The organism is Sphingobium sp. Z007, from assembly GCF_900013425.1.
GTDB lineage: Bacteria > Pseudomonadota > Alphaproteobacteria > Sphingomonadales > Sphingomonadaceae > Sphingobium.
In genome coordinates this window covers 2,055,612-2,077,670 of record NZ_FBXK01000005.1, presented here as the reverse complement: position 1 = coordinate 2,077,670, position 22,059 = coordinate 2,055,612, and the positions used below count along the sequence as shown (strand labels likewise).

The following is a 22,059-nucleotide window of genomic DNA, read 5'->3' as shown; positions in this document are numbered from 1 at the left end:
AATTCCCTAGTTGGTGGCCCCTTCATCTCATTCTGCCGGGGCTAGCCCCGGCAGAATGAGATGAGCCGACATTGTCCTCATCTCCTTTGCAGACGCGGAGACGGGGCCGATGATCCGACTTGGAGAATTGATGATGATCCTCGAACTACATCGGCAGGGCGTATCGATATCCGCCATTGCCCGACGCACTGGTCGCGATCCCAAGACCATCCGAAAATATATCGAACGGGGCATCGAGGCCCCGGTTTACGGCCCTCGCATGCTGGGTCGACCGAACAAACTGGCACCCTATCTGGAATTTTTGCGTGAGCGAGTGACGGCCTTTCCCGATCTGACGGCGGCGCGCCTGACGCGGGAAATCCGTGAGCTGGGATATATGGGCGCCTATACCGCGGTAAAGCGGTTCCTGGCAGCGATCCGGCCGGAAAACGGCCCCAAGCCCTTCGAGGTTCGGTTCGAGACGCCGCCTGGCGTGCAGGCGCAGGTGGACTTTGCCCGGTTCGTCGTCGAATTTACCGATGAGCCCGGCGTCAGCCGGATCGTCTGGCTATTTAGCCTGGTGCTGGGACATTCGCGCTTCCTGTTTGCGCGCTACGTCATGCACCAGGATCTCCAAACTCTGTTGCGCTGTCATATGCAGGCCTTTGAAGCGCTCGGCGGCGTCCCGATCGAGATCCTCTACGATCGCATGAAAACCGCCGTGACCGGGGAAGATGATCAGGGCCATATCATCTACAATCGATCATTGCTGGCCCTGGCGGGGCATTACCGCTTCGTGCCACGCGCCTGCCGTCCCTATCGGGCCAAGACCAAGGGAAAGGTCGAGCGGCCGTTCAGCTATATCCGCAAGGACTTCTTCCTGGGCCGGAGCTTCCGCAATCTGGACGATCTCAATGTCCAGCTGATCGACTGGCTCGATACCGTCGCCAATGTCCGTGTCCACGGGACGACGCAGCGGATTATTGCTGAAGCCTTCGCCGCCGAGCAGCCTGAGTTGCAGCTGCTCCCGGCGGGTCGCTTTGACGCCGTTCTGAAGCTGGAGCGCCGCGTCAGCCACGATGGGATGGTCTCTGTCGGCGGCAATTACTACAGCGTTCCCGATCGCACCCGGCGCGTCGTCGAAATCCAGCAGTTGCCCGACAAGATCCGGATCGTAGACCTGGGCCAGGTCATTGCCGAGCACCCGGTTCTTGAGGGGCGTCGGCAGTACAGGATCGATCCTGCGCATCGGACAGGCGGCAGCGGCGCCAAGCGCCGTATCCATGGCAAAGAGGTAATCGCCATCGGTCGTATAGGCGAGCATGTCGCTGTGCGCTCCCTGGCCATCTATCAGGCGATCGGCAGCCAACTGGCGCGGGGAGAACGGCCATGAACCATGGGGGTGCCGCATCCCGCGTCGATAATATCCGCCGCAGCCTGGTCCATCTCAAAATGCCACGCGCCCTGGAGATGCTCGACGCCACCCTGCGCGGCATAGAGCAGGGCAAAATCGATGGCATCGAGGCCATCGACATATTGCTGCACGAAGAACTGTCGCTCCGGGAGAACCGCAGGATCAAGGCGGCCCTGCGCATGGCAAGGCTGCCGATCATCAAGACTCTGGACGGATATGACTTCTCCTTCCAGCCATCGCTCGACCGGAACCGCATCCTGGCGCTCGCTGGCCTGGACTTCATCAACCGGGCCGAGGTGGTGCATCTGTTGGGTCCTCCCGGTACCGGGAAAAGCCATATCGCCACGGCCCTTGCTGTCGAGGCCGTGAAGGCGGGCAAGAGCGTCTACTTCATCCCGCTCGCCGATCTGATCGCTTCACTGACCAAGGCGGAACGGGAGGGCACGCTGCGCGAGAGGATCCGCTTCCTATGCCGATCCTCCCTGCTCGTCGTAGATGAGATCGGGTATCTTCCCGTCACGCCCGGGGGCGGCAATCTCTTCTTCCAGCTCGTCAACGCCCGATATGAAAAGGGTGCCATGATCCTGACCTCCAACCGCGGCTTCGCCGAATGGGGTGATGTCTTTGGCGATCCGGTGGTGGCCACCGCGCTGCTCGACCGCCTTCTTCACCACGCTGTGGTCATCCAGATCGAGGGCTCCAGCTATCGCATGCGACAGCACGCCGACCTCCTGCCCGAGCATGCGCGCATGGCACCGTCCATCAACCCACCGCCCTTGCCGAAACGGCGCGGCCGCCCGCCAGCAAAGGAAAAGCCCGATCTCCATCACGGCTGATCACCGAAACAAACCCTCCCGCCAAACTAGGGAATTTTAGATGCCCACTTTTGCGGAATCTTCGGCGCCCGTTGACAGGCCCCGAAGCGCTGCCCGACAATCCCGGCGAGGTGTTTGCCGACAGTGCCTATCGCGGCAACCACTTCTGTGATGCTGTGCGGGCAAAGGGCGGCATAGCGCGGATCGTCGCCACCGGCATGTGGGGCCGCGACGAACAGGAAACGCTGCGTAAACTCAAAGAATGGAATCAACCGATCCACAGAGTGCGGGGCCGGATCGAGAAGATCTTCGGTACATGGAAGCGCTGCTATGGCCTGCGCCGAATGCGATGGCGAGGTCTCGCCAAAGCCGCCGTTCAAGTCCATCTCACCGCCATCGCCTACAACCTCAAGCGCACCATGAACATTCTCGCGGCCCTGGCATAAAGGGTGTCTCCGCTCTTGCCAGAGCGGCGGAGATGGAAGTCCAGCACCACCCAAAAATAGAAAAAACAACGTGTTTCAGCGCTCTACGCCCACCCGCGCACAGGTCTCCTTATATGCCGGGTCGAATTGAGGTCGTTAGCCAGCAAATGCCGATGGAACGCGGCCTTGTGGTAAGGCAGGAGGATAAGAAAGCGCACAGCCTGCAACGATGATTTTTTTGCGGCCTATCAAGCGGATGATGTCAACATATGGCGTATCGTGATGGACGCGATGGAGAAGGATATCCGTCGGAATGCCGCTTACCTGTCGCGGGCTATCCAATCTCTCAATGCGATCGGCATATTTTCGTCAAACAGGCTCTGTGCCACGGCAAAGTCTAGCGCCGTGTCGATATCCACTGCACTCGAAAGCGGTACGTCGATGGCATGGATATTGGCTCCCGTCATCGATCCGGCCAGAATGACTTCGGACCGTATGACGTCTAGTTGCCCAGTGTGCCACAATGTTTTGGGCAATGCCTGCCGCGGCATGTTGAACGGCTCTGCTACGCCCGGCAGGTATAGGAGCGGTTCCAGCTTCGAACCTTCACCCCGGACCCACATTTTATAAGGAGTCAAAGGCGATTCGGTGACGGAGCGCATGCAAGTGATCCGGCTGTCGGCCAACATCGTATCAACCGCCGAGTCGATCCAGGCAGGATCACGGAATGGCGTGGTCGGGCGCAATTGAACAACCAACTCGGGTATCTTGCCTTCATGCTCGCCAAGCCAGCGCAAAGCATGGCCGAACACGTCCAGATCCGTGGCACCATCGCTCGCATATTCGGCGGGACGAACGAAAGGCACTTCCGCGCCGAAACGGCGCGCGGTATCCAGAATGTCCATATCATCGCTGGAGCAGATGAGTCGATCGACGCGACGTGCGCAACTGCCGACCGCAATTGCCCAAGAGATTAAGGGCGCATCGCCAAGAAGTTTCAAATTCTTGCCGGGCAGTCCTTTGGAGCCGCCGCGACCAAGCACCACGGCGAGAACGCGACCCCGATCAATATCAAACGACATCAGGCAACCGCACGAGGCTTTAATTGGCGACCCGGACTGCCCAGAAAGGGCTCCAACTTTTCGAGCGCGTACCAGAAGCCGGCACCGTCATTTTTATGCCCCTGCCAAATTTCAGGGATAAAGCTGGCCTTTGGACAGGTCTTGTCGAGGACAGTGCCTAGCGCAGCAAAATCCATATCGCCTTCGCCGATCTGAAGGCCTTCACCGTCCACGCCTTTTGCGTCGACGACATGAATATGCGCGGTATAGGGACCAACTTTCTCGCAGAACTGGGTCATGGACCAGTCGAAAGCGTTGCAAGCTAGTTGGGAATGGGAAACGTCCAGGCAGATACGCATATTATTGCGACTGCAAAAGCGCTCAATCTCATCGGCATCCATGAACAGGTTGTGATAGCTTTGACCGCCAAAATGCCAGGGATAGGGAGGCATCGTCTGGGGAATGATCTCGACGCCTTCGGCATCGATTTTCGTCAAGGCTTCTTCCATCCGGTCATAGAGCTCAGCGCGCTCCGCCTTGGGTAACATGCGGGAGGTCGAGAATCCCCCCATGTTCGTGACAATGAGTGGACGGCCAGAATGGCGATGATATTTCTTGAGTTCGCGCGTAACATCAACAACGCGCTGCATCTCATCGATCGACCGGGCAAGATAGCTGGGATCGGGCGAACTCAGATCCAGAATATGGTCGCCTTTGAACAATTCCGGTGCGTGGACGACGAAATCGATCGGCAGGACATCATCAAACCAGTCCGCCAGATCAACTTCGATATCTTTGTAGGACAAATGATATTCCAAAAGATCCAGGTTCGTTTTCGTCAGCATTTTCCGATAATCGTGCCAGCGCACAGCGACACCAAACGGCCGGTTGAAATCATAGGTGCGCGCCTGCGTGACCTCTTCTTCCAGATCGGACGGGAAGAACGGCGTGCCCGCATCAACGTCGCGTACGGCTTTGCGCCCGACCAGGTCGAGGCGGCGATTGGGCTGGATACCTTGACCGGGACTCTTGATAACAAGCATATCGTCGGTGATGACGGTTCCGGTCGCTATGTCCCGCAAGGCATAAACGCTCTTGGCGAGGATTTCGCGATTCATCAATTCGCCTTGGGTCATGACGCGGTTTTCGCCTGATCCCATCGACTCCTCGATGCTACGAATAGCATCAACCATCTGTTTCAGTTCGTCTGGCAGCAGCGATACTTTGTGATCATTGCCTTCTAGCCCACGATCTGTGGTGATATGCTTCTCGATTACGCACGCGCCAAGCGCGACAGCGGCCACAGGCACAGTCCAACCGCGTTCATGGCCCGAATAGCCGACCGGGCAGTCGCCGATTTCGGCGAGACGTTTGAGATAATTGAGATGCACGTCCTTATAGGGCGTAGGATAGGTCGAATTGACATGCAGCATGCAGAATTGCGCGCCTTCCCGCCGCAACAGGGCTACACTTTCCTGGATTTCCGCTTCAGTCGCCATGCCTGTCGAACAGACCAGCGTCTTGCCAGTCCTTGCCATCGCTTGCAGCAACTCGTGATTGGTAAAGTCTGCGGACGCAACCTTATAGGCGCGCATGCCATATCCTTCGAGCGCCTCTAGACTGGCCAAATCCCATGGCGTGCACATCGGTTCCATGCCACGCGCACGTGAATAATCGAACAGCTCAAACAGGACTTCCGGTTCGAGGTTGAAGCGCGCGAGGAGATCTAACGTATATTGTGCGCCTAAATCCTGTGACGCATCGTCGGCCTTTCCGCCGCCAGAATAGAGCGATGCAATATCCCGCATCTGGAATTTGGCGCAATCGGCACCTGCATCGGCAGCGATGTCAATCAGGGCCTTGGCCAGTTCGGCATCGCCCTGATGATTGTTGTCGATTTCCGCAATGACGAATGCGGGATGACCAGGGCCAATCATCCGATCGCCAATGGACAAATCCATGCGTCCGGGCAACGCTACCGCCATCAGCCGGCCATATTCGTCGACCAGCGGGATCGAGCGCACTTTGCTATCGAATTGCGCCGCAATCGCTTCGCGTGCTTCGTCGTGACGCATCGAAACCGGGTTTGGATTGGCAACGCGACTTACGGACACATCGAGATCGATGCCATCGCTGGTTGTCAGCCACCGGCGTACGTCGCCGTCGGTCAGCAATCCAAGGAGTCTGCCTTGATTAGACACTGAAAGAACAAAACCGGCCTTATTGGCGCTGATTTTCTGAAGCGCCGCTAACAAGGAATCGTCAGCGAAAACGGCATAGGGGGCGACGTTCTTCTCGATAATCATGCCGGTTCCTCAGCGTCGTGACTATTACAAAGCGTAGCACAAAGCCTGCCACCATCCACCCCGGACAATCGGCGCAGTTATGTGACGGCATGCCCCGCCCACGCAAATAAATGACCTATTTATTTTATTATTCCAACAGAATCAGCCATGTCGCGACCCATATGTGCTTACGAGTAACGCACATGATACCAAAACTCAAACTGGGAATTGCCGCATTGCAAGGTCGATATTGCCAATCGTCCCAAAACCAGTCCAGTTGGTATTCTAGAGGCTCAGATATGCGTCGATCGCCGCTGAAACTTCGTCGAACTGCGAGACGCGGCCACCATCGATCAAGATAGCCCGCGTACAATATTCCTTGACGACTTCCATGCTATGGGATGCCAAAACCATGGCACGATCGGCACGCTTTTCGAACAGTTCGTGATGGCATTTGCGATGAAAATTCTGGTCGCCTACCAAAATGACTTCGTCAATTAGATAGCAGTCGAATTCGACCGCTAACGAGAGACCAAAAGCGAGGCGCGCACGCATGCCCGATGAGTATGTCTTTACCGGCATTCTTAGCTGTCGGCCAAGTTCCGAGAATTCTTCGATCTGCTCGCGGATTTTCGTATAGTCCCGGTTGTAAATACGGGCAATGAACCGGGCATTGTCATATCCCGTCAGGCTGCCCTGAAATCCTCCCGAAAAGCCAAGGGGCCAAGACACCGACATGGTTCGCGTCACCTTGCCGACAGTGGGCTTTTCTACGCCGCCGATAAGTTTGATCAACGTACTCTTGCCGACGCCGTTGCGGCCGAGCACCGCAAGTCGCTCGCCGCGGCGGACTTCCAGGTTCACATTGTTGAGAACCAATTTCCGGCTGGAACCATGCGCGTAAGATTTAGACAGATTCTCGCAGACAATCATTCGACAGCCAATTTCTTTCGGACATGACGGCAAAGGCCCAGGCCAAAGGTCGCGGCCACGATCGAACAGCCGATCGGGTTCCAGATATTATAATATACAGTGATTTCATCGCCCCATATGCCGCCACGCATCATTTCCATGCCATTAATGAAGGGCGACCACAGAAGATAGTCCCTGACTTCCGGCCTCGCCCAGGACACCATGTAGAACAGCCCGGAAAAGGGGATCATAATATAGGTCGTGACCGGAATGAATTTTTCGATAATTTCCGCCATTTCCGATAGTGGCGCGATCAGGAGGCACAGCGAGAAACAGAATGTGGCATATAGGAACCAGCCTGCCAGAAAGAGACCTATATTGGCAGGGACGGGAAACTGATTGGCGGCCATCAGCACCAAGGCAATGAATAGATAGGCCATCATGCTGCCCAGCAATTCGATGATGAACCGGACCAGGATGAAATCCAGGATTTTTATCTGTCGATGGTAGAGAAGGCCGCCATTTACCGTAAAGACCGCCACGCTACGGCCGATGCCGTGACGGAATAAGGTGATAGGTATATAGCCTGTGACCACGAAGGCCACGATGGCGATGCCATGCTCTTCAGGCCCTTTTGTCAATCGCCAGATCGTGCCAACCAATCCAGCGAACAACAAAGGTTCGACCATGATCCATAGAAAGCCGATATTTTCGCGCCCGAACCGCGTCGTCAGCTCACGGATCATGAGCGCATGCACCACGCGCGTCTGAACCGCCCAACCTTCTTTTAATTTACGCCAACTAATATGTGTCATGGTCAGTTTTCCGGCGCATGCTCGACGACGCCGATCATGAACATCCAGGCGATGAAATAAAGGCTGACGGCCGCGGCAGCGACAATGAGGACGTTTAGGAGCCGCTTTGGCAACAGCGGCATGTCCGGCAAGTTCGGGTCAACGACCCGCTCGAGATAAAATTGCTGCCGCTGCGCCCCGGCGCGCGCCTGGACCAATGCGGCGTTGGCGGCGTTCAGATTTTCCGTCGAAAACTCCTGTTCCACCAGCAGATTTTCATAACCGCCCATTTTGGAAGCAATGCCGGTGTCGGACCCTACGACCCTGCTATCTTGCGAAGCGACCTGTTCGGAAATTGCGTTGATGCGGTTGCGCAGAGCCGGGATGGAAGGATTGTTCGGAGTCAATCGCTGCATCGTGCTGAGTTGTGCCTGAAGCGCTGCGCGTTCTCCGATCATCGTGTTGGAAATATCCAGCACGCCGCTCGCCTGGCGGGTAGGATCAATGAGCGCCTGTGTATTGCGATATTGCGCCAGCGCTATGCGCGCGGCCCTGGCTCGCGTCGTGGCGAGTTCTACCTGCCGTTGCGCTTCGGCAATGCCATTTGATTGAGCGCGACTGTTCAACTGATTGACTAGCCCTTCGCTTAGCTCCAGCAGGCGCTTGTTGATCTGATAAGCGTCAATCGCTTCAAATGCTTTGACCTTTATGACTGCCGTGCCGGTGTCGCTATCGAAGCGTGCATCGACCATCTTGTCATAATATTTATAGAGGCTTTCAAAGTTCGGGCTCGAAAAGATGCCCGGAAAACGCGCTATCACATCCGCCCGGCTGGACATGAATTTCTGACCGATCCCCGGATTTTTCTCTAGCGCTCGCAGGGCGTCGCGCGACCGCACATAGGTTATGACCTCATTGGTCTGCTCCTGCCCGGCCGACAATCCGGTAGTCTGAACCAGATTGGCCAGTGTCGACACCTGAGAGCGCTTTTGATCAGGACTCTTGATGACGAAATGCGATTCAGAAACGTAGATATCTGCGGCAAAAAAACCGTAGTAGAGAGCCGCCAGAAGCGTGGGCAGAATGACGAGCGCAACGAACCAGCGACGCTTCTTCACCCAAGCAAGAATCGATGATCGGCGGGAGGTTGACTCATCAACCGGGGTTGCTTCGCCCTCAACGGGGAACGAGGGATTAACGTTCATAATGTCCAAGCGCCTAAAGCAAAACAAAGCTGCCTCGCGCTAGGCCAACACGCGTCTGGACGCAAGACATAACAGGGTAGGCGAATAGCCGAACACGGCCCTGCAAGCTGGTGCGACCGGCCGATATGCGAGGAAAAATCGGCGTTTGCGCAGCCGCACTATCGGGCAATTTAGAAGGGTCTGCCGGCCGGCTGTTAACGATGGGGATGAAACTATTGTCCAATCCCGAACACCGATGCTAAGGCAGCATCGTTAAGGCCTCAATCCCTCGAGTTCATGCATCAATGCAATTTAAAATCGCCATTTGCCTAGCCCTGTCCACAGCCCTTGTGGGATGCGCATCCCTTCCTTCCAGCGGTCCTACGGCCGGGCAGATACGGAAATCGGCCAGCATGGCAGCCATTGGTCCCTCGCCGATTCAGTTGGTGCAGGTCCAATCGGTGACCGACATACCGGTGGCTGAGGTAGCCGCATCTTCCAAGCCCCAGCTTGCAGATATCGTTCCGCCACCGACCGATATGATCGGTTCCGGTGACGTGCTGGAGGTCAATATCTACGAGGCTGGCGTCACTTTGTTTTCCTCTGGAAACAGCGGCGGTAGTGGCGCGACAGAGAGTTTGGTCGGCAATCCTGGGGTGCAGGTCCAGAAATTGCCTCTCAGTCGCGTTGATGACAATGGCGATATTTTGATTCCCTACGCTGGCCGCCTGCATGTTGCGGGGCACACCATCATGGAAATCGAGGCGATGGTTCGCGCCTCGCTTAGGGGGATGTCCCAAAACCCGCAGGTTCTGATCCGATTGAACGAAGCGATCACCAATTCGGTGATTATCGGTGGCGAAGTCACCAAGCCGGGGCGGTTAGTGCTGCAGACCAACCGGGAAACACTGTCCGATGTGATAGCCCTTGCTGGCGGCTATCGCGGCGATGCGCGTGAGTTGAAGCTGCGGGTCGTACGCGGCACTCAAAGCGTTGACCTTCGTCTAGACGATCTTGTTAAAAATCCAGCCCTTGACGTGCATGCCTATCCCGGCGATCGCATATCGCTGATTAGCGACCCCTACAGCTTTTCGGTTCTGGGTGCTTCCGGGCGCGTGGAACATGTGCCCTTTAGCCGATCGGCCATTACTGTGGCCGAGGCTATCGCGTCCGCAGGCGGTACAAATCCCGGTCTTGGCGACCCTCGAGCGATCTTCTTGTTCCGGTACAATCGCGACGCGCAAGGGCAAGTGGTCCCTGTAGTCTATCATTTCAATATGATGCAGGCCGGAACCTTCTTCCTGGCTCAGCGCTTTGGGATGCGCGATCAGGACGTGCTGTATTTCGGTAACGCGGGCGCCAACCAGCCGAGCAAGTTGATCCAGTTGATCAGCCAGCTCTTCTCTCCGATCCTCACGGTAACCAGTGCAGTGCAGACGGTGCAGAACAGCAATTAACGCAATAGCGGCGTCGGAACAGTTATTTTGCAAAGGTAAACATGGACATCCAGACTTTCGCCATTGCCGGTGTTAAGCTGTTCACTCCGCGCCACATTGGTGATGAACGCGGCTATTTCGCTGAAACATTCCGCGCCGATACATTCGCTGACCATTGCGGTACGCACGCCTTTGTGCAGGATAATGAATCGCTGAGTGTAAAAGTCGGTACCGTGCGAGGTCTGCACTTTCAAAGCATGCCGCGGGCACAGGGCAAATTGGTCCGCTGCACTGCTGGTGCTCTGTTCGACGTTGCCGTCGATATCAGGCGCGGGTCACCCACCTATGGTAAATGGGTGGGTGAGACGTTGACGCCCGAAAATGGCAAGCAATTGTGGGTTCCCGCGGGTTTCGCACATGGTTTCTGCTCGTTGAAGCCTAATAGCGTGATCTGCTACAAGGTAACGGATTACTACAGCGCGGAATGCGACAAGGGCTTGCGGTGGAACGATCCAGACATCAGCGTGGTTTGGCCCGACATTGCCGATCCAGACACACTGTCGCATAAAGATCGGCAGCAGCCGCTTCTTGCCGACCTTCCTGCTTACTTCAGCTAGAAAGATATAGTTGCATGCGCGTGATCGTAACAGGCGGCGCCGGTTTCATAGGGTCGGCTCTCGTGCGCTATCTGGTGCTCGAAAAAGGATATGACGTCCTGACGATCGACGCCCTGACCTATGCGGGCTGTCAGGAATCGCTGCGTGCCGTGGAAGGGCGGTCCAATCATCAATTCTTGAAGGCGGACATTTGCGACCGCGCTGCCATGGAGCAGGCGATTGTTGGGTTCAAGCCCGATCGTATAATGCATCTTGCCGCCGAAAGTCACGTCGATCGATCGATTACCGGCGCAGCGGAGTTCATCCAAACCAATGTGGTGGGCACCTTTACTCTTTTGGAAGCTGCCCGCGCCTACTGGAACGCGCAGGGTTGCGAGGCGAAGCAAGGCTTTCGGTTTCTTCATGTCTCTACGGACGAAGTATATGGCTCTTTGGGGGCTGCTGGATTGTTCGAAGAAACCACGCCCTATGATCCTAGCTCGCCCTACTCGGCATCAAAGGCGGCGTCCGACCATTTGGCTATGGCGTGGCAGCGTACCTATGGCTTGCCTGTAGTGATTTCGAACTGTTCCAACAATTACGGCCCATATCATTTCCCGGAAAAATTGATTCCGCTTACGATCTTGAATGCGCTTTCTGGACGGCCGCTTCCGATTTACGGCACGGGAGAGAATATTCGCGACTGGCTCTATGTCGATGATCATGCACGCGCACTCGATTTGATCGTTGAGCGTGGCCGCGTGGGTCAAACCTATAATGTAGGCGGTCGCAATGAACGGCGTAATATCGACGTAGTTCGCCGTATATGCGCCGTGCTGGACGACCTCGTTCCCGTCAAAGAAAGCCGCGATAAACTGATCGAATTCGTGACCGATCGTCCCGGTCATGACGCGCGCTATGCCATCGACGCGACCAAGCTAGAGACCGAACTCGGCTGGCGCGCGCAGGAGAATTTCGACACCGGCATCGAAAAGACGGTGCAGTGGTACCTTAACAATCAATGGTGGTGGGAGCCGTTGCGCAATCGCTATGACGGGCAAAGGCTGGGTTTGTCCAACGCATCTCCCTCCTCCCCAGAGATTGCACGATGAGGATAGCCGTGACTGGGCGATCGGGGCAGGTGGTGAGCAGCCTTCTGGACCGTGGCCTGGCATATGGTCATGATGTCGTTGCGATCGGGCGGCCGGATCTTGACCTTGCCGATCCCGTCACCGTCTCACAATCTTTGGAAGCCGCGGCGCCAGACATTGTGGTTTCGGCCGCTGCGTATACGGCTGTCGATAAGGCTGAGAGCGATGCGGATGCTGCGCATTCCGTAAACGCCACCGGTGCCAGGCTTGTCGCTGATGCGGCACGCATGATGGGGGTGCCGCTGATCCACTTATCAACCGACTATGTCTTCGACGGCGCGCTTAATCGCCCTTATCGAGAAACGGACGCGCCTGCGCCCACCGGTGTATATGGCGCATCCAAGCTGGCAGGCGAACGAGCCGTACTTGAAACACATGGCGATAATAGCGTAGTTCTGCGTGTTGCATGGGTTTACAGTCCGTTCGGAGCAAACTTCGTCAAGACCATGCTTCGTTTGGCGGGCGATAGGGACGAAATTAGTGTGGTAGCCGACCAGATCGGCAATCCGACCAGCGCCCTCGATATTGCCGACGGCATATTGCAGGTAGCCGCTAATCTCAGCGCCAGCACTGATCCGTCCCGGCGGGGCATATTCCACATGACGGCCGATGGCGAGGCGAGTTGGGCCGACTTGGCCGAAGCCATATTTGCTGTGGCGGCTCGCCGCGGCGGTCCTGTTGCACAGGTGCGGCGCATTTCGACGGCGGACTTTCCGACCGCTGCTTGCAGGCCAGCCAACTCCAGGCTCGATTGCAGCCTCATCGCGCGTGTTCATGGAGTGGAACTGCCCAATTGGCGGCCTTCCCTGGAGGCGGTCGTAGTGCGTCTATAAACGCGTGCGGCATGTTGATTTCCCGAATAAGGAATACGGACGGATGAAGGGTATTATTTTAGCTGGTGGCAGCGGCACGCGCCTCTATCCCATGACGCTTGCGACGTCCAAGCAGTTGATGTCGGTCTATGACAAGCCGATGATCTATTACCCGCTCACGACTTTGATGCTGGCCGGCATTCGGGAAATATTGATCATCTCTACGCCACGCGATCTGCCGGCTTTCCAGGCTCTGTTGGGCGATGGCTCCCAATGGGGCATCGCCTTGGAGTATGCGGAGCAGCCAAATCCTGATGGTTTGGCCCAGGCATATATTATCGGTGCGGATTTTGTGGCGGGCCAGCCATCCGCCCTCATCCTTGGTGACAATATCTACTACGGGCATGGCCTAAACCATTTGCTTGATCGCGCCTCGTCTCGCGAGAGTGGAGCCAGTGTCTTTGCCTATCATGTCCATGATCCCGAACGCTATGGCGTTGTCAGCTTCGACGGGTCGATGAAAGCGCTCACGATTGAAGAGAAGCCGGAAAAGGCGAAATCCAATTGGGCCGTGACCGGCCTGTATTTCTACGATGCCAATGTCGTCAATATCGCCGCAGACCTAAAGCCTTCTGCTCGCGGCGAACTGGAGATCACCGACGTCAATAGAATCTATCTGGAACGTGGTGAACTCAATGTTGAAATCATGGGGCGCGGCTTTGCATGGTTGGATACTGGCACGCCTGACAGCCTGCTCGACGCCGCTGAATTCGTGCGCGTTCTTGAAAAACGTCAGGGCTTCAAGATCGCCAGTCCAGAGGAAATCGCTTTTCGACAGGGCTTTATCGGTGTCGAGGAGGTCGAGCAGGCTATCGCAAAGCTGGGTAAATCCGATTACGCTGGTTACCTTCGTCGCTTTTTGAAGGATGCCTAACGTCATAGTGTACCAGAAACACCAGGCGATAACATGTCGGTGGTCGACGAAACTTGGCTGATTAGCATTCGGGGCGTACGCCATATGCCTATGTTTTTGCCGCATGTTTTCAAGCGGCGCTGATATGCAAGCATGACGTCAGCGGCAGAATACAGATGTTTGCCGCTACAGATGACGACGCCCCGTCCGGGCAATCTAACATATGGCGGCGTTTTACGCTCTCTACAGGCAACCAATATCGTGCTCGCGGATTTTATCGTCTTGTGAGTCCTTCAACCATGCTGACCGGCTGGCAGTAAAGCCGATGGCCTTAACCTGTTGCTCTCAAGGCTTTATCCTTGCAGGCGAATTGAGGCAAAGGTGATGCCGTGCTGCGTGATGACTTGCCAATTCAGGAGCGGCCGATGCTGATAGAGCGCAGGAGATTACTCTGGACAGCTATGACGGGCGCGTTGTTTGGTCTTAATGCCCGCACCGAGGCGGGCGGAAGGCAATCTTCAAAGGGTAGCAAAGCCGTGAGCGCCACGACCAATCTTTCTGAGGAAAATCTCGCGGAACGGTGCGCCGATTTGGATTTGCCGGGAAAGGGCGGAGTAGCGTCCGCGCAGGGGCAGGCTGAACTGTTCGTGCGCGATTATGGCGCCGTCGGCGATGGTACATTGCGGACGGTAGCGGACTGGATTAATCCGGCGTCCTCGACCAAAGCCAGATACCAGTCGCTGTCTGATTTGCAGGCTGATTATCCTCACGTTACGTCAATCAACGACAGTTTGGATTGGGCAGCCATCCAAAAAGCGATCGATACCGGTCGCAATGTGGGTTTCCATGATGGCGCCTACTGTATCGGCGGAAACCAGCTTGTCATGTCCCAGTCGGGGCAAAGCCTATATGCGCGCAACGGCAGTCAGGGCGGAGCATTGAACGATCCGCCAACCGGCGGGGCGTTTATCGTATTTGAGGCACGGGGCCGTAAAGGTAGTCAAGCAGCATTGCTTTGTAAGGGCAGCCTTCAGCGTATTATCGGAATGAAATTTCGGGGTGATAGCGCCAACGCCAATAATGTGGCGATATTGGCAAAAAAGAACAACAATAATAATGACGATCTTGATATCGAAATTATAGCTTGCCAATTTAACAATGTTTATCAAGCAATTCATTGCTATGGGCGGGGTGTCCATGTCAGGGATTGTTTATTTAGTAATAACAAAAGCGGATATTGCGTCACCAGCGACTGGCCATCTTCTGGAACCTCCGGTGGCGGCGGGCAGACAGATGCAATGTACAAGGGACGGGCGTTGCGTATCACCAACAATCGGTGCCATGGCGGCGGCACGCTCGTTCGCATTCGTAACTATATCGCGCGTAGTCCGACAATTTCCTCTAATGTCCTCGATTTCGGCAATCAGCTTCTTTTGGTTGAAACGGAATTTGGCCCAGGCGGTGTCCTTTACGCGGATTTGACAGGCAACATTGCCGATCTATGCGGTAAAACTATCATTTCCTTTGGTCCGGGCACCCGCTGCGTCGGACTGAATATTAACGGCGGTTCCTATGGGGGCGCAGCTGTTGGCAGCGTTGACGGTGCGGATCATCGTCCTTTCGCTATCCTTGGTTTTGATGGCTGCGCCGAAGTCGATGGCGTTTCGCTTACCGGCGTCAACCTACATGATACTGATGGATATATTTTCCAGTTTAATAATTCCACTCAGGCCAAAGCAGTCGTGCCAAAGAATATTTCGGTAAAAGGAGGCCAGATCAGCGGGTTCGGCCAAAAAAGCGGCGCGGTGCGTGGAATCGTTTCCACTGTATATGACATCGAGGGCCTATCGCTGGACCCGGGATCCATCAGCGATCCCGGTCCTAATGTCACAGCATTGATTCAATCTGTGGGATCAAAGACGATATCTGGCCTATTCCTTGGGGGCGCAGTGTCTAGATCTGGCGTTACTACCTTTTCGGACACAAAAGTTTCTGGGGTCGTGGAGGGGGTGGAACGGCTTAGTTCCGGCCAGCAGCGGCGATATAAGGGGTCGGCAGACCAATGGGAGTAGAAGTGCGAATTATGGGCTAGAGGTCGCCAACGGCCGATATTGGAACTGTCGTTGTCGATCTTTCTTCGTGCCGAAAAGCCGAGCTGAAAAAGATTTTATCACGAAGCCGAGATGAACCCTGACGAGCGGGAATACCGGCAATGTCCACTTTGTCGAGCGGGGTATGATCCTGGCAATGTCACTGGAGATATAAGCATTTTTGTCTAATATGTTTCTGACGTAACGATATCGTATGAATTATTGCTCCGCGCGACACCATGCGGCGAAATACTCCACTTCCCAGCCTCTATCTTCCGTGATCTGTTTGTTAGGCGTTGATCTTCGGCGTTTAAAATTTGATCTCGCATTGAGGCGGTCTTCTTGGTCGCTTGCAGGTTAAAGGTCTTCGATGCTAATTGCGCGGGCCTATCGAAGCGATCTCTCTGCATAGGACCCTGATACATGAAGCAACTGATAGCGTTCGATCTTGACGGCACTTTGGCGGAGAGCAAGCAACCATTGGGCGCGCCGATGGCGGACGCGCTCACCCGCCTGCTGGAGGTCGCGCATGTCGCAGTCATTTCGGGTGGTGATTGGCCGCAGTTCGAAAAGCAGGTGGCGAGCAGATTGACCGTTGAGGCCGACAGGTCCCGTCTGTGGCTGATGCCGACGACCGGGACGAAGCTTTATACGCATCGAGACGGTGCATGGACGCCGGTCTATGCCGAACTGTTCGACGATGCACAGAAGCGGGCGATCCTGGAGGCATTCGATGCATCGCTGGAAGCGACCGGTTTTGTGCCAGAACAGACTTGGGGCGAGCGGATCGAGGATCGCGGCAGCCAGATCACCTTCTCCGCCTTGGGGCAGCAGGCGCCGATTCATGCCAAGGAAACATGGGACCCCGATTTCGCCAAGCGCAAGGTGATCCAGGCGGACCTGCGCACGCGCTTGCCGGGCCTGTCGATCAACATGGGTGGTGCAACGTCCATCGACATCACACGGGAGGGTGTGGACAAGGCCTACGGGCTCCAGAAGCTGCGCGACGCAAGCGGCATCGCGCTCGATGCGATGATGTTCATCGGCGATGCTATTTTTCCGGGTGGCAACGACTATCCTGCGAAGCAATTGGGCCTCGACACTGTGCGGGTTCGCGATCCTCAGGAGACGTTATCGGTGATCGATGCGATCGTCGCCTGTCAGAAAATCTGAGCGGGGCGCTTTAATCCTCTTCGCGCATGATCACCACCATCGCTGACAGCCGCTCGGCCTCGGCCATGTCGTGCGTGACATAGAGGATCGGCATCGGGCTGTGCGTGCGGATATGGTCGATCGCGTCGAGAATAGTCGCCTTGCGGTTACGGTCGAGCGAGGAAAGCGGTTCATCCAGCAGCAAAAAGCGCGGCCCCGATAACAATGCGCGCCCGATGGCGACTCGCTGCGCCTCTCCACCGGACAGGCTGTGCGGCCACCGGTCGAGCAGGTGCCCGATCCCCAGGAAGGCGAGCACGTCATCCATATCTTCCGTTGTGGACGCACGACGGCCATAGGCCAGATTGGCACGCACCCGCATGTGCGGAAACAAACGACGATCCTGGAAGACATAGCCCGCCTGTCGTTGCGCGGCGGGGACATCGGCCCCGACGTCGCTGTCGAACAAAGTCTGTCCACCGACCGTGATACGGCCCCTATCAGGGGAGGTGATGCCGGCGACCATGTCAAGAATGCTGGTCTTGCCGATGCCGGATGGGCCGACCAGCGCAACTAACGCGGAGTCCGTGCGGCAGGACAAGGCGATCGACCGCCCGCCGATGCGCCGTTGGACATCAATGTCAAATGACATGGCGTTCGCCTCCGCCGATCCGCCGAACCAATATTTCCGATAGCATAAGCGCGCCGAGGGACAGCAGGATCGACAGGATGGCGAAGCGCGTGACGATCGGCTCCCCGTCCGGCATCTGCATAGCAGCATAGATGGCGATGGGCAGGGTGCGGGTTTCACCCGGCACGTCGGAGACAAAAGTGATCGTGGCCCCAAATTCGCCTAGGGATCGCGCGAAACCGAGCACGACCGCTGCCAGCACCCCAGGCAATGCGAGCGGCAGCGAGATGGTAAGGAAGATGCGTAGGCGCGATGCGCCCAGTGTTGCGGCCGCACTCTCCAGTCGCCTGTCGATCGCTTCGATCGAGAGGCGGATAGCCCGCACCATCAGCGGCACTGCCATGATGGCCGCCGCGAGCGCCGCGCCGGTCCAGCGGAACAGCAGGGTGACCCCGAACATGTCGGACAACCAGCGTCCGATCGGTCCGTTCATCCCGAACAGCAGCAGCAGCATCCATCCGGTTACAACGGGGGGTAAAACCAGCGGCAGATGAACCAGCGCGTCAACCAGAAATTTCCCAGGGAAACGCCAGCGCGCCAACATCCAGGCGAGGAAGAAGCAGACCGGCAGGCTGACCGCGACTGCGACCAGACTGACCTTGAGCGATAGGGTCAGAACAATCCATTCTTCAGGAGACAGCGGAGCGATCAAGGCGCGGTGAAGCCGTAGCGCGTCAGCACGGCGCGTCCCTTGGGCGAAAGCAGGAAGCGGCGAAACCCCTCGGCATCGGGATGTCGGCTGCTCTTGAGCCGCGCGACGGGATAGCGGATGGGCGGATGGCTGTCGGCGGGGAAGACGCCGACGATCCGAACCTTGCGGGAAGCACGGGCATCGGTCGCATACACAACGCCGAGTTTCGCTTCACCGCGCTCCACCAGAGCAAGGGCAGCCCGGACGTTTTCCGCTCGTACGAGCTTTGCCGCTACCCCCGTCCAGACACCGAGCTTATTCAGCGCGGCTTTGCCATATCTGCCGGCTGGCACGCTGTCTGGATCGGCCATGGCCAGCCGCGACGAACCCAGCGTCCGAGCGATCGGCATGCCGCGCCCGATCGTCAGTCGCACCGGTTGGCGCAGGGGGGCGACCAGGACCAGCCGGTTGCCCGCGATGTCCGCCCGCGCCCCGGCTCTTACCGAGCCGGCCTTCTCGACGACGTCCATCCAATCCTCGTCTGCCGAAATGAACAGGTCGGCCGGCGCCCCGGCCTGGATCTGGCGCGCCAGCGCGGATGAACCGGCAAAGGAAAGGATCGGCTGCACATGGCCTTGTCGTGCCCATTCTGTCGCAGCCACAGTGAGCACGTCCTGCAGGCTGGCGGCGGCCAGGACCACCGGGCCGCGCTCGTTCGCAGCGCCGACGGGATTGGCCATCGCCAAGAGGATAATAGCGATGAAAGATCGAAAGAGGGCGCGCATCATGCCGTCTTTTTGCGCTGCATCGACGGGCAACTCAACCGTGAACGCGCTTTGCGATCTTTTTCCCGACTGCCCGATGGGTTACACGCGCGACGATGATCGCAATTAAGACGCTGTGCGCCCAGTGCGGCATGGGCTGCGGCGTGAGGGCCATGACTGGTCTGGGCGAAGACGATGCACGGCGCGTTATCATAGAGGGCGACCGTATCCATCCGGCCAATATGGGCTGGCTCTGTCCGAGAGGCGAGGCGCTTGCTACGGATACGAGGCTGGATGGCCGACTGCTGCATCCTTTGCTCGGCCGCAAGCGCATCGGCCGGGAACGGGCGATCGCCCATGCCGCGCGACGGCTGACCGACATCATTGCCCAACATGGTCCGTTCAGTGTCGCACTCCACGTTGCGGGCGACCTGCCGACCGAAGATTATTTTGCAGCCAATAAGTTGATGAAGGGGTTCATCGGTTCGGCGCATATCGATGTCCCATGGCATGATATTTCCACACGCACGCAGATTGCAGCCTTCGGCGAGGATGTGATGCCGGCGAGCGGCGAGGATGTGGATGGCGCGGACCTGATCGTGGCGATAGGTGCGGGCGTATTGCGGCGTCATCCGATGCTGGCACGCCGGGTCGCCGCGGCGCGCGAGGCACGCGGCGCGCAACTGGTGATCGTCGATCCCGATCCCGACGCGCGGCTATTGCCTGCCGATTTTCATCTGGCGCCGGCCCCCGGCAGTGTCGCCACATTGCTGGGCGGGCTTTTGTTGCGCCTGCATGATGCGCAATCGCTGGATCGGGCTTTCCTTGCACAACATGTGAGGGTGCCGGATGGCTATTGGGAAGCGTTGCGGCCGGGGCACGACCTATGGTCGGTATCGGGCATCACAGGCCTGCCGATTGGTACGATCCGCGAATTCCAAGATCTATTCGCAGGCGCGCCGCGCACGGTGACGATTTCCGATCCCGACGCCGGGGAGGGGGATGCGCCTACAGCGGCGGCGATCCTGGCCCTGCATCTCGCCATAGGCAGGATCGGCCAGCCCGGCGCGGCGCCTTTCGCGCTGCCCGGTGCGCCCAACGCCATGGGCGCGCGCGACGTCGGCTGCATGGCAACGGCGCTTGCCGCGCACCGGGATTTCTCGGCTGATGCGCTGGCGTCGGTCAGCCGTTTCTGGTCGAGCCATAACGTCGTCTCTGCGCCCGGCCTGTCTGGCGATGCGTTGCGCCAGGCGATCAACGATGGAGCTATCAAGGCGCTGCTTCTGCTGGGTGACGCGCCTGCCACGTTGCTGGATGCTATGCCCGACCATCGCCCCTTCACGCTCTTTGCCGGTGACCGGTTCGATCCCGCTATGGCGGATCGTATCGACCTGGCGCTGCCAATGCCGGGACCGCTGGAGCGGGAGGGTACGATCACCAGTGCGGATCGCCTGATAAGCCGGCAGCGGCGGGTTTTCGCCCTGCCGGGCGAGGCGCGGCCGGGCTGGTGGATCATGACGCACATTGCGCGCGCCATGGGATGGCGCGACGCTTTTCACTATGAGCAAGCGGCGGACCTATATCGCGAACATGCCCGGTTATCGGTCTATCAAGGGGAGGGGCGGCTGCTCAATTTGCGACGCCACGCACCGCTGTCGAACCCGGCGTATCAGGAGTTGACGCCTTGGCGATGGGGTGAAGTGCCCTTCGACGGGGGCCATTTCCCGACAGCCGATGGCAGGGCGCGGCTGGTTCGCTTCTGGGATTAGGCTTCCACTGTGGCGGCGATCGCCTGAAGATGGGTCAGCAGGGTGTCGCCATTGGCGGCCCAGGTGAACCGTAGCGCCGCTTCGCGCACATCGCTCGGCGCGGGGGGGGCGTGCAGTATCGCGCGGATTGCCTCAGCGATCGCTTCAGGATCGCGCGCGACGATGCGGCCTGCTTCGGGCCGATCCAGCAATTCGCGCGCGCCGCCGACATCGGTAATGACGATCGGCGTGCCGCAGGCGAGCGATTCCACCCAGGCGTTCGCCAGCCCTTCCGATTCGGATGGCAGCGCCATCACATCGGCGGCGGTATAGATGCGGGGCAGTTTGTGATGCGGCACCGATCCCAGGAAGCCGATGCGCCGCTCTACCCCCAGTTCCTGCGCCAGATTTTCCAGCGTGCGGCGGAAAGCGCCCTGTCCTGCGAGTAGCAGCGTCACGTCCGGGAGCATGGGGAGCGCCCGCACCAGAAGATCCTGGCCTTTGCGCGGTATGAGCGCGCCAACGCACAAAAGCACCGGCCCATTGAAATCCAGAGCGGCCTTCGCGGCGTCCCGATCGCCCATCTCGAATGTATCGAGATCGACGCCGGTATAATGAACGCGGATTTTGTCGGCATCGATCCCCATCCGGGCCATCGACCGGCGCATCGCGTCCGATACGGCGAGCAGGCCGGATGCCCCTTCGGCGGCTTGCAACACCATCTTGCGCGTGCCGCGTTGCGTGCCCCAATAATGGATGTCGGCGCCGCGCGCCTTCACCGAATAGGGGATGCCGAGCGCCTTCGACAAGCGCTGCGCCACCGGGCCGTCAGGGAAGAAGAAACTGGCATCGATAACGTCGAACGGCTTTTCCGCGTGCAGGCGTCTGACCAGCGGCAAAATGGCGCGGGTCATGGCGCCGACATTGGTGCGGCCGCCAAATTTAGGAATGATGGGGAATGTGGGCCGATAGACCGTCAATTCGCGCCAGCGTTCCTTGCGCGGCAGGGCACGCAAGGGGGCGTAACGGGCCGCCAGCGATAGCGGCCAGGGCGGGAGGCCGACGGGCGCAATCACGGTGACGTCCGCTTCCGGTCGACTGGCCAGTTCGCGCGCTTGCCGCTCCACGAACACGCCGAAATTGGGACGGCTGATGTCGGGAAAGAGGGTCGATAGCATGAGGACGTTGAGCGCCATGGCCTCTCTT

General features: G+C 57.9%; 20 protein-coding genes. 11 read left to right on the top strand and 9 right to left on the bottom strand.

Translation table 11 applies throughout. The annotated features are described in order from the left end of the window. Nucleotides 1–109 precede the first annotated feature (109 nt). The 3 genes from istA (at nucleotide 110) to CEQ44_RS18085 (ending at nucleotide 2,654) form a co-directional block, all read left to right on the top strand. Entirely contained in the window at nucleotides 110–1,372 is a 1,263-nt protein-coding gene (gene istA, locus CEQ44_RS18095; protein ID WP_088185104.1) for an IS21 family transposase, read from the top strand. Next, nucleotides 1,369–2,229, top strand: a complete 861-nt coding sequence (istB, locus tag CEQ44_RS18090; protein ID WP_088185103.1) for an IS21-like element helper ATPase IstB — start codon at nucleotides 1,369–1,371, stop codon at nucleotides 2,227–2,229. The genes istA and istB overlap by 4 nt, the downstream gene beginning before the upstream one ends. A 71-nt stretch (nucleotides 2,230–2,300) precedes the next feature. Further along, on the top strand, nucleotides 2,301–2,654 hold the full coding sequence (locus CEQ44_RS18085) for a transposase (protein ID WP_218821578.1): 354 nt from the start codon (nucleotides 2,301–2,303) through the stop codon (nucleotides 2,652–2,654). A gap of 299 nt (nucleotides 2,655–2,953) precedes the next feature. On the opposite strand, the gene CEQ44_RS18080 is transcribed toward CEQ44_RS18085, so the two are convergent. The 5 genes from CEQ44_RS18080 to CEQ44_RS18060 form a co-directional block, all read right to left on the bottom strand. Further along, entirely contained in the window at nucleotides 2,954–3,715 is a 762-nt protein-coding gene (locus CEQ44_RS18080; protein ID WP_088183179.1) for a cytidylyltransferase domain-containing protein, read from the bottom strand. After that, on the bottom strand, nucleotides 3,715–6,000 hold the full coding sequence (locus tag CEQ44_RS18075; protein ID WP_088183178.1) for an N-acetylneuraminate synthase family protein: 2,286 nt from the start codon (nucleotides 5,998–6,000) through the stop codon (nucleotides 3,715–3,717). The genes CEQ44_RS18080 and CEQ44_RS18075 overlap by 1 nt, the downstream gene beginning before the upstream one ends. A 264-nt stretch (nucleotides 6,001–6,264) precedes the next feature. Beyond that, on the bottom strand, nucleotides 6,265–6,912 hold the full coding sequence (locus tag CEQ44_RS18070) for an ABC transporter ATP-binding protein (protein ID WP_088183177.1): 648 nt from the start codon (nucleotides 6,910–6,912) through the stop codon (nucleotides 6,265–6,267). Next, nucleotides 6,909–7,706, bottom strand: coding sequence for an ABC transporter permease (locus CEQ44_RS18065; RefSeq protein WP_088183176.1), 798 nt, complete (start codon nucleotides 7,704–7,706; stop codon nucleotides 6,909–6,911). The genes CEQ44_RS18070 and CEQ44_RS18065 overlap by 4 nt, the downstream gene beginning before the upstream one ends. A gap of 2 nt (nucleotides 7,707–7,708) precedes the next feature. Continuing rightward, a complete protein-coding gene (locus tag CEQ44_RS18060; protein ID WP_088183175.1) occupies nucleotides 7,709–8,890 on the bottom strand; it encodes a Wzz/FepE/Etk N-terminal domain-containing protein in 1,182 nt (393 codons plus the stop codon). A gap of 392 nt (nucleotides 8,891–9,282) precedes the next feature. On the opposite strand from CEQ44_RS18060, the gene CEQ44_RS18055 reads away from it, so the two are divergent. From CEQ44_RS18055 to CEQ44_RS18020, 7 genes are all read left to right on the top strand, one after another. Further along, nucleotides 9,283–10,326, top strand: coding sequence for a polysaccharide biosynthesis/export family protein (locus tag CEQ44_RS18055; protein WP_306341419.1), 1,044 nt, complete (start codon nucleotides 9,283–9,285; stop codon nucleotides 10,324–10,326). A 41-nt stretch (nucleotides 10,327–10,367) separates the two neighbouring features. Next, complete coding sequence (gene rfbC / locus CEQ44_RS18050) at nucleotides 10,368–10,922, top strand: dTDP-4-dehydrorhamnose 3,5-epimerase (RefSeq protein WP_088183173.1); 555 nt, start codon at nucleotides 10,368–10,370, stop codon at nucleotides 10,920–10,922. A gap of 14 nt (nucleotides 10,923–10,936) precedes the next feature. Next, the gene (rfbB, locus tag CEQ44_RS18045; RefSeq protein ID WP_088183172.1) at nucleotides 10,937–12,013 is read left to right on the top strand and encodes a dTDP-glucose 4,6-dehydratase; all 1,077 of its coding nucleotides are present in this window, start codon (nucleotides 10,937–10,939) and stop codon (nucleotides 12,011–12,013) included. Next, nucleotides 12,010–12,885 (top strand): dTDP-4-dehydrorhamnose reductase, encoded by an 876-nt coding sequence (rfbD, locus tag CEQ44_RS18040; protein ID WP_088183171.1) that lies wholly within the window; start codon nucleotides 12,010–12,012, stop codon nucleotides 12,883–12,885. The genes rfbB and rfbD overlap by 4 nt, the downstream gene beginning before the upstream one ends. Nucleotides 12,886–12,928: 43 nt before the next feature. Continuing rightward, on the top strand, nucleotides 12,929–13,798 hold the full coding sequence (gene rfbA, locus CEQ44_RS18035; protein ID WP_088183170.1) for a glucose-1-phosphate thymidylyltransferase RfbA: 870 nt from the start codon (nucleotides 12,929–12,931) through the stop codon (nucleotides 13,796–13,798). Nucleotides 13,799–14,166: 368 nt separating this feature from the next. After that, nucleotides 14,167–15,849, top strand: a complete 1,683-nt coding sequence (locus CEQ44_RS24090) for a hypothetical protein (protein ID WP_140419294.1) — start codon at nucleotides 14,167–14,169, stop codon at nucleotides 15,847–15,849. Nucleotides 15,850–16,290: 441 nt separating this feature from the next. Then, nucleotides 16,291–17,040 (top strand): HAD-IIB family hydrolase, encoded by a 750-nt coding sequence (locus CEQ44_RS18020; RefSeq protein WP_088183167.1) that lies wholly within the window; start codon nucleotides 16,291–16,293, stop codon nucleotides 17,038–17,040. Nucleotides 17,041–17,050: 10 nt separating this feature from the next. On the opposite strand, the gene CEQ44_RS18015 is transcribed toward CEQ44_RS18020, so the two are convergent. Genes CEQ44_RS18015 through modA form a run of 3 tightly spaced genes read right to left on the bottom strand, consistent with a single transcriptional unit; the run spans nucleotide 17,051 to nucleotide 19,081 of the window. Further along, nucleotides 17,051–17,671 (bottom strand): ATP-binding cassette domain-containing protein, encoded by a 621-nt coding sequence (locus CEQ44_RS18015; RefSeq protein WP_088183166.1) that lies wholly within the window; start codon nucleotides 17,669–17,671, stop codon nucleotides 17,051–17,053. Beyond that, on the bottom strand, nucleotides 17,661–18,359 hold the full coding sequence (gene modB, locus CEQ44_RS18010; RefSeq protein ID WP_088183185.1) for a molybdate ABC transporter permease subunit: 699 nt from the start codon (nucleotides 18,357–18,359) through the stop codon (nucleotides 17,661–17,663). Before modB ends, CEQ44_RS18015 begins: the two co-directional genes overlap by 11 nt. After that, nucleotides 18,359–19,081: a molybdate ABC transporter substrate-binding protein gene (modA, locus tag CEQ44_RS18005; RefSeq protein ID WP_254913973.1), complete on the bottom strand. Its 723-nt coding sequence runs from the start codon at nucleotides 19,079–19,081 to the stop codon at nucleotides 18,359–18,361. The genes modB and modA overlap by 1 nt, the downstream gene beginning before the upstream one ends. Before the next feature lie 140 nt (nucleotides 19,082–19,221). Here modA and CEQ44_RS18000 point away from each other — a divergent pair, with 140 nt between their 5' ends. After that, nucleotides 19,222–20,874, top strand: coding sequence for a molybdopterin-dependent oxidoreductase (locus CEQ44_RS18000; protein ID WP_088183165.1), 1,653 nt, complete (start codon nucleotides 19,222–19,224; stop codon nucleotides 20,872–20,874). Here CEQ44_RS18000 and CEQ44_RS17995 read toward each other — a convergent pair. Further along, nucleotides 20,871–22,049: a glycosyltransferase gene (locus CEQ44_RS17995; protein ID WP_088183164.1), complete on the bottom strand. Its 1,179-nt coding sequence runs from the start codon at nucleotides 22,047–22,049 to the stop codon at nucleotides 20,871–20,873. The two genes, CEQ44_RS18000 and CEQ44_RS17995, sit on opposite strands and share 4 nt — an antisense overlap. Nucleotides 22,050–22,059: the final 10 nt, after the last annotated feature.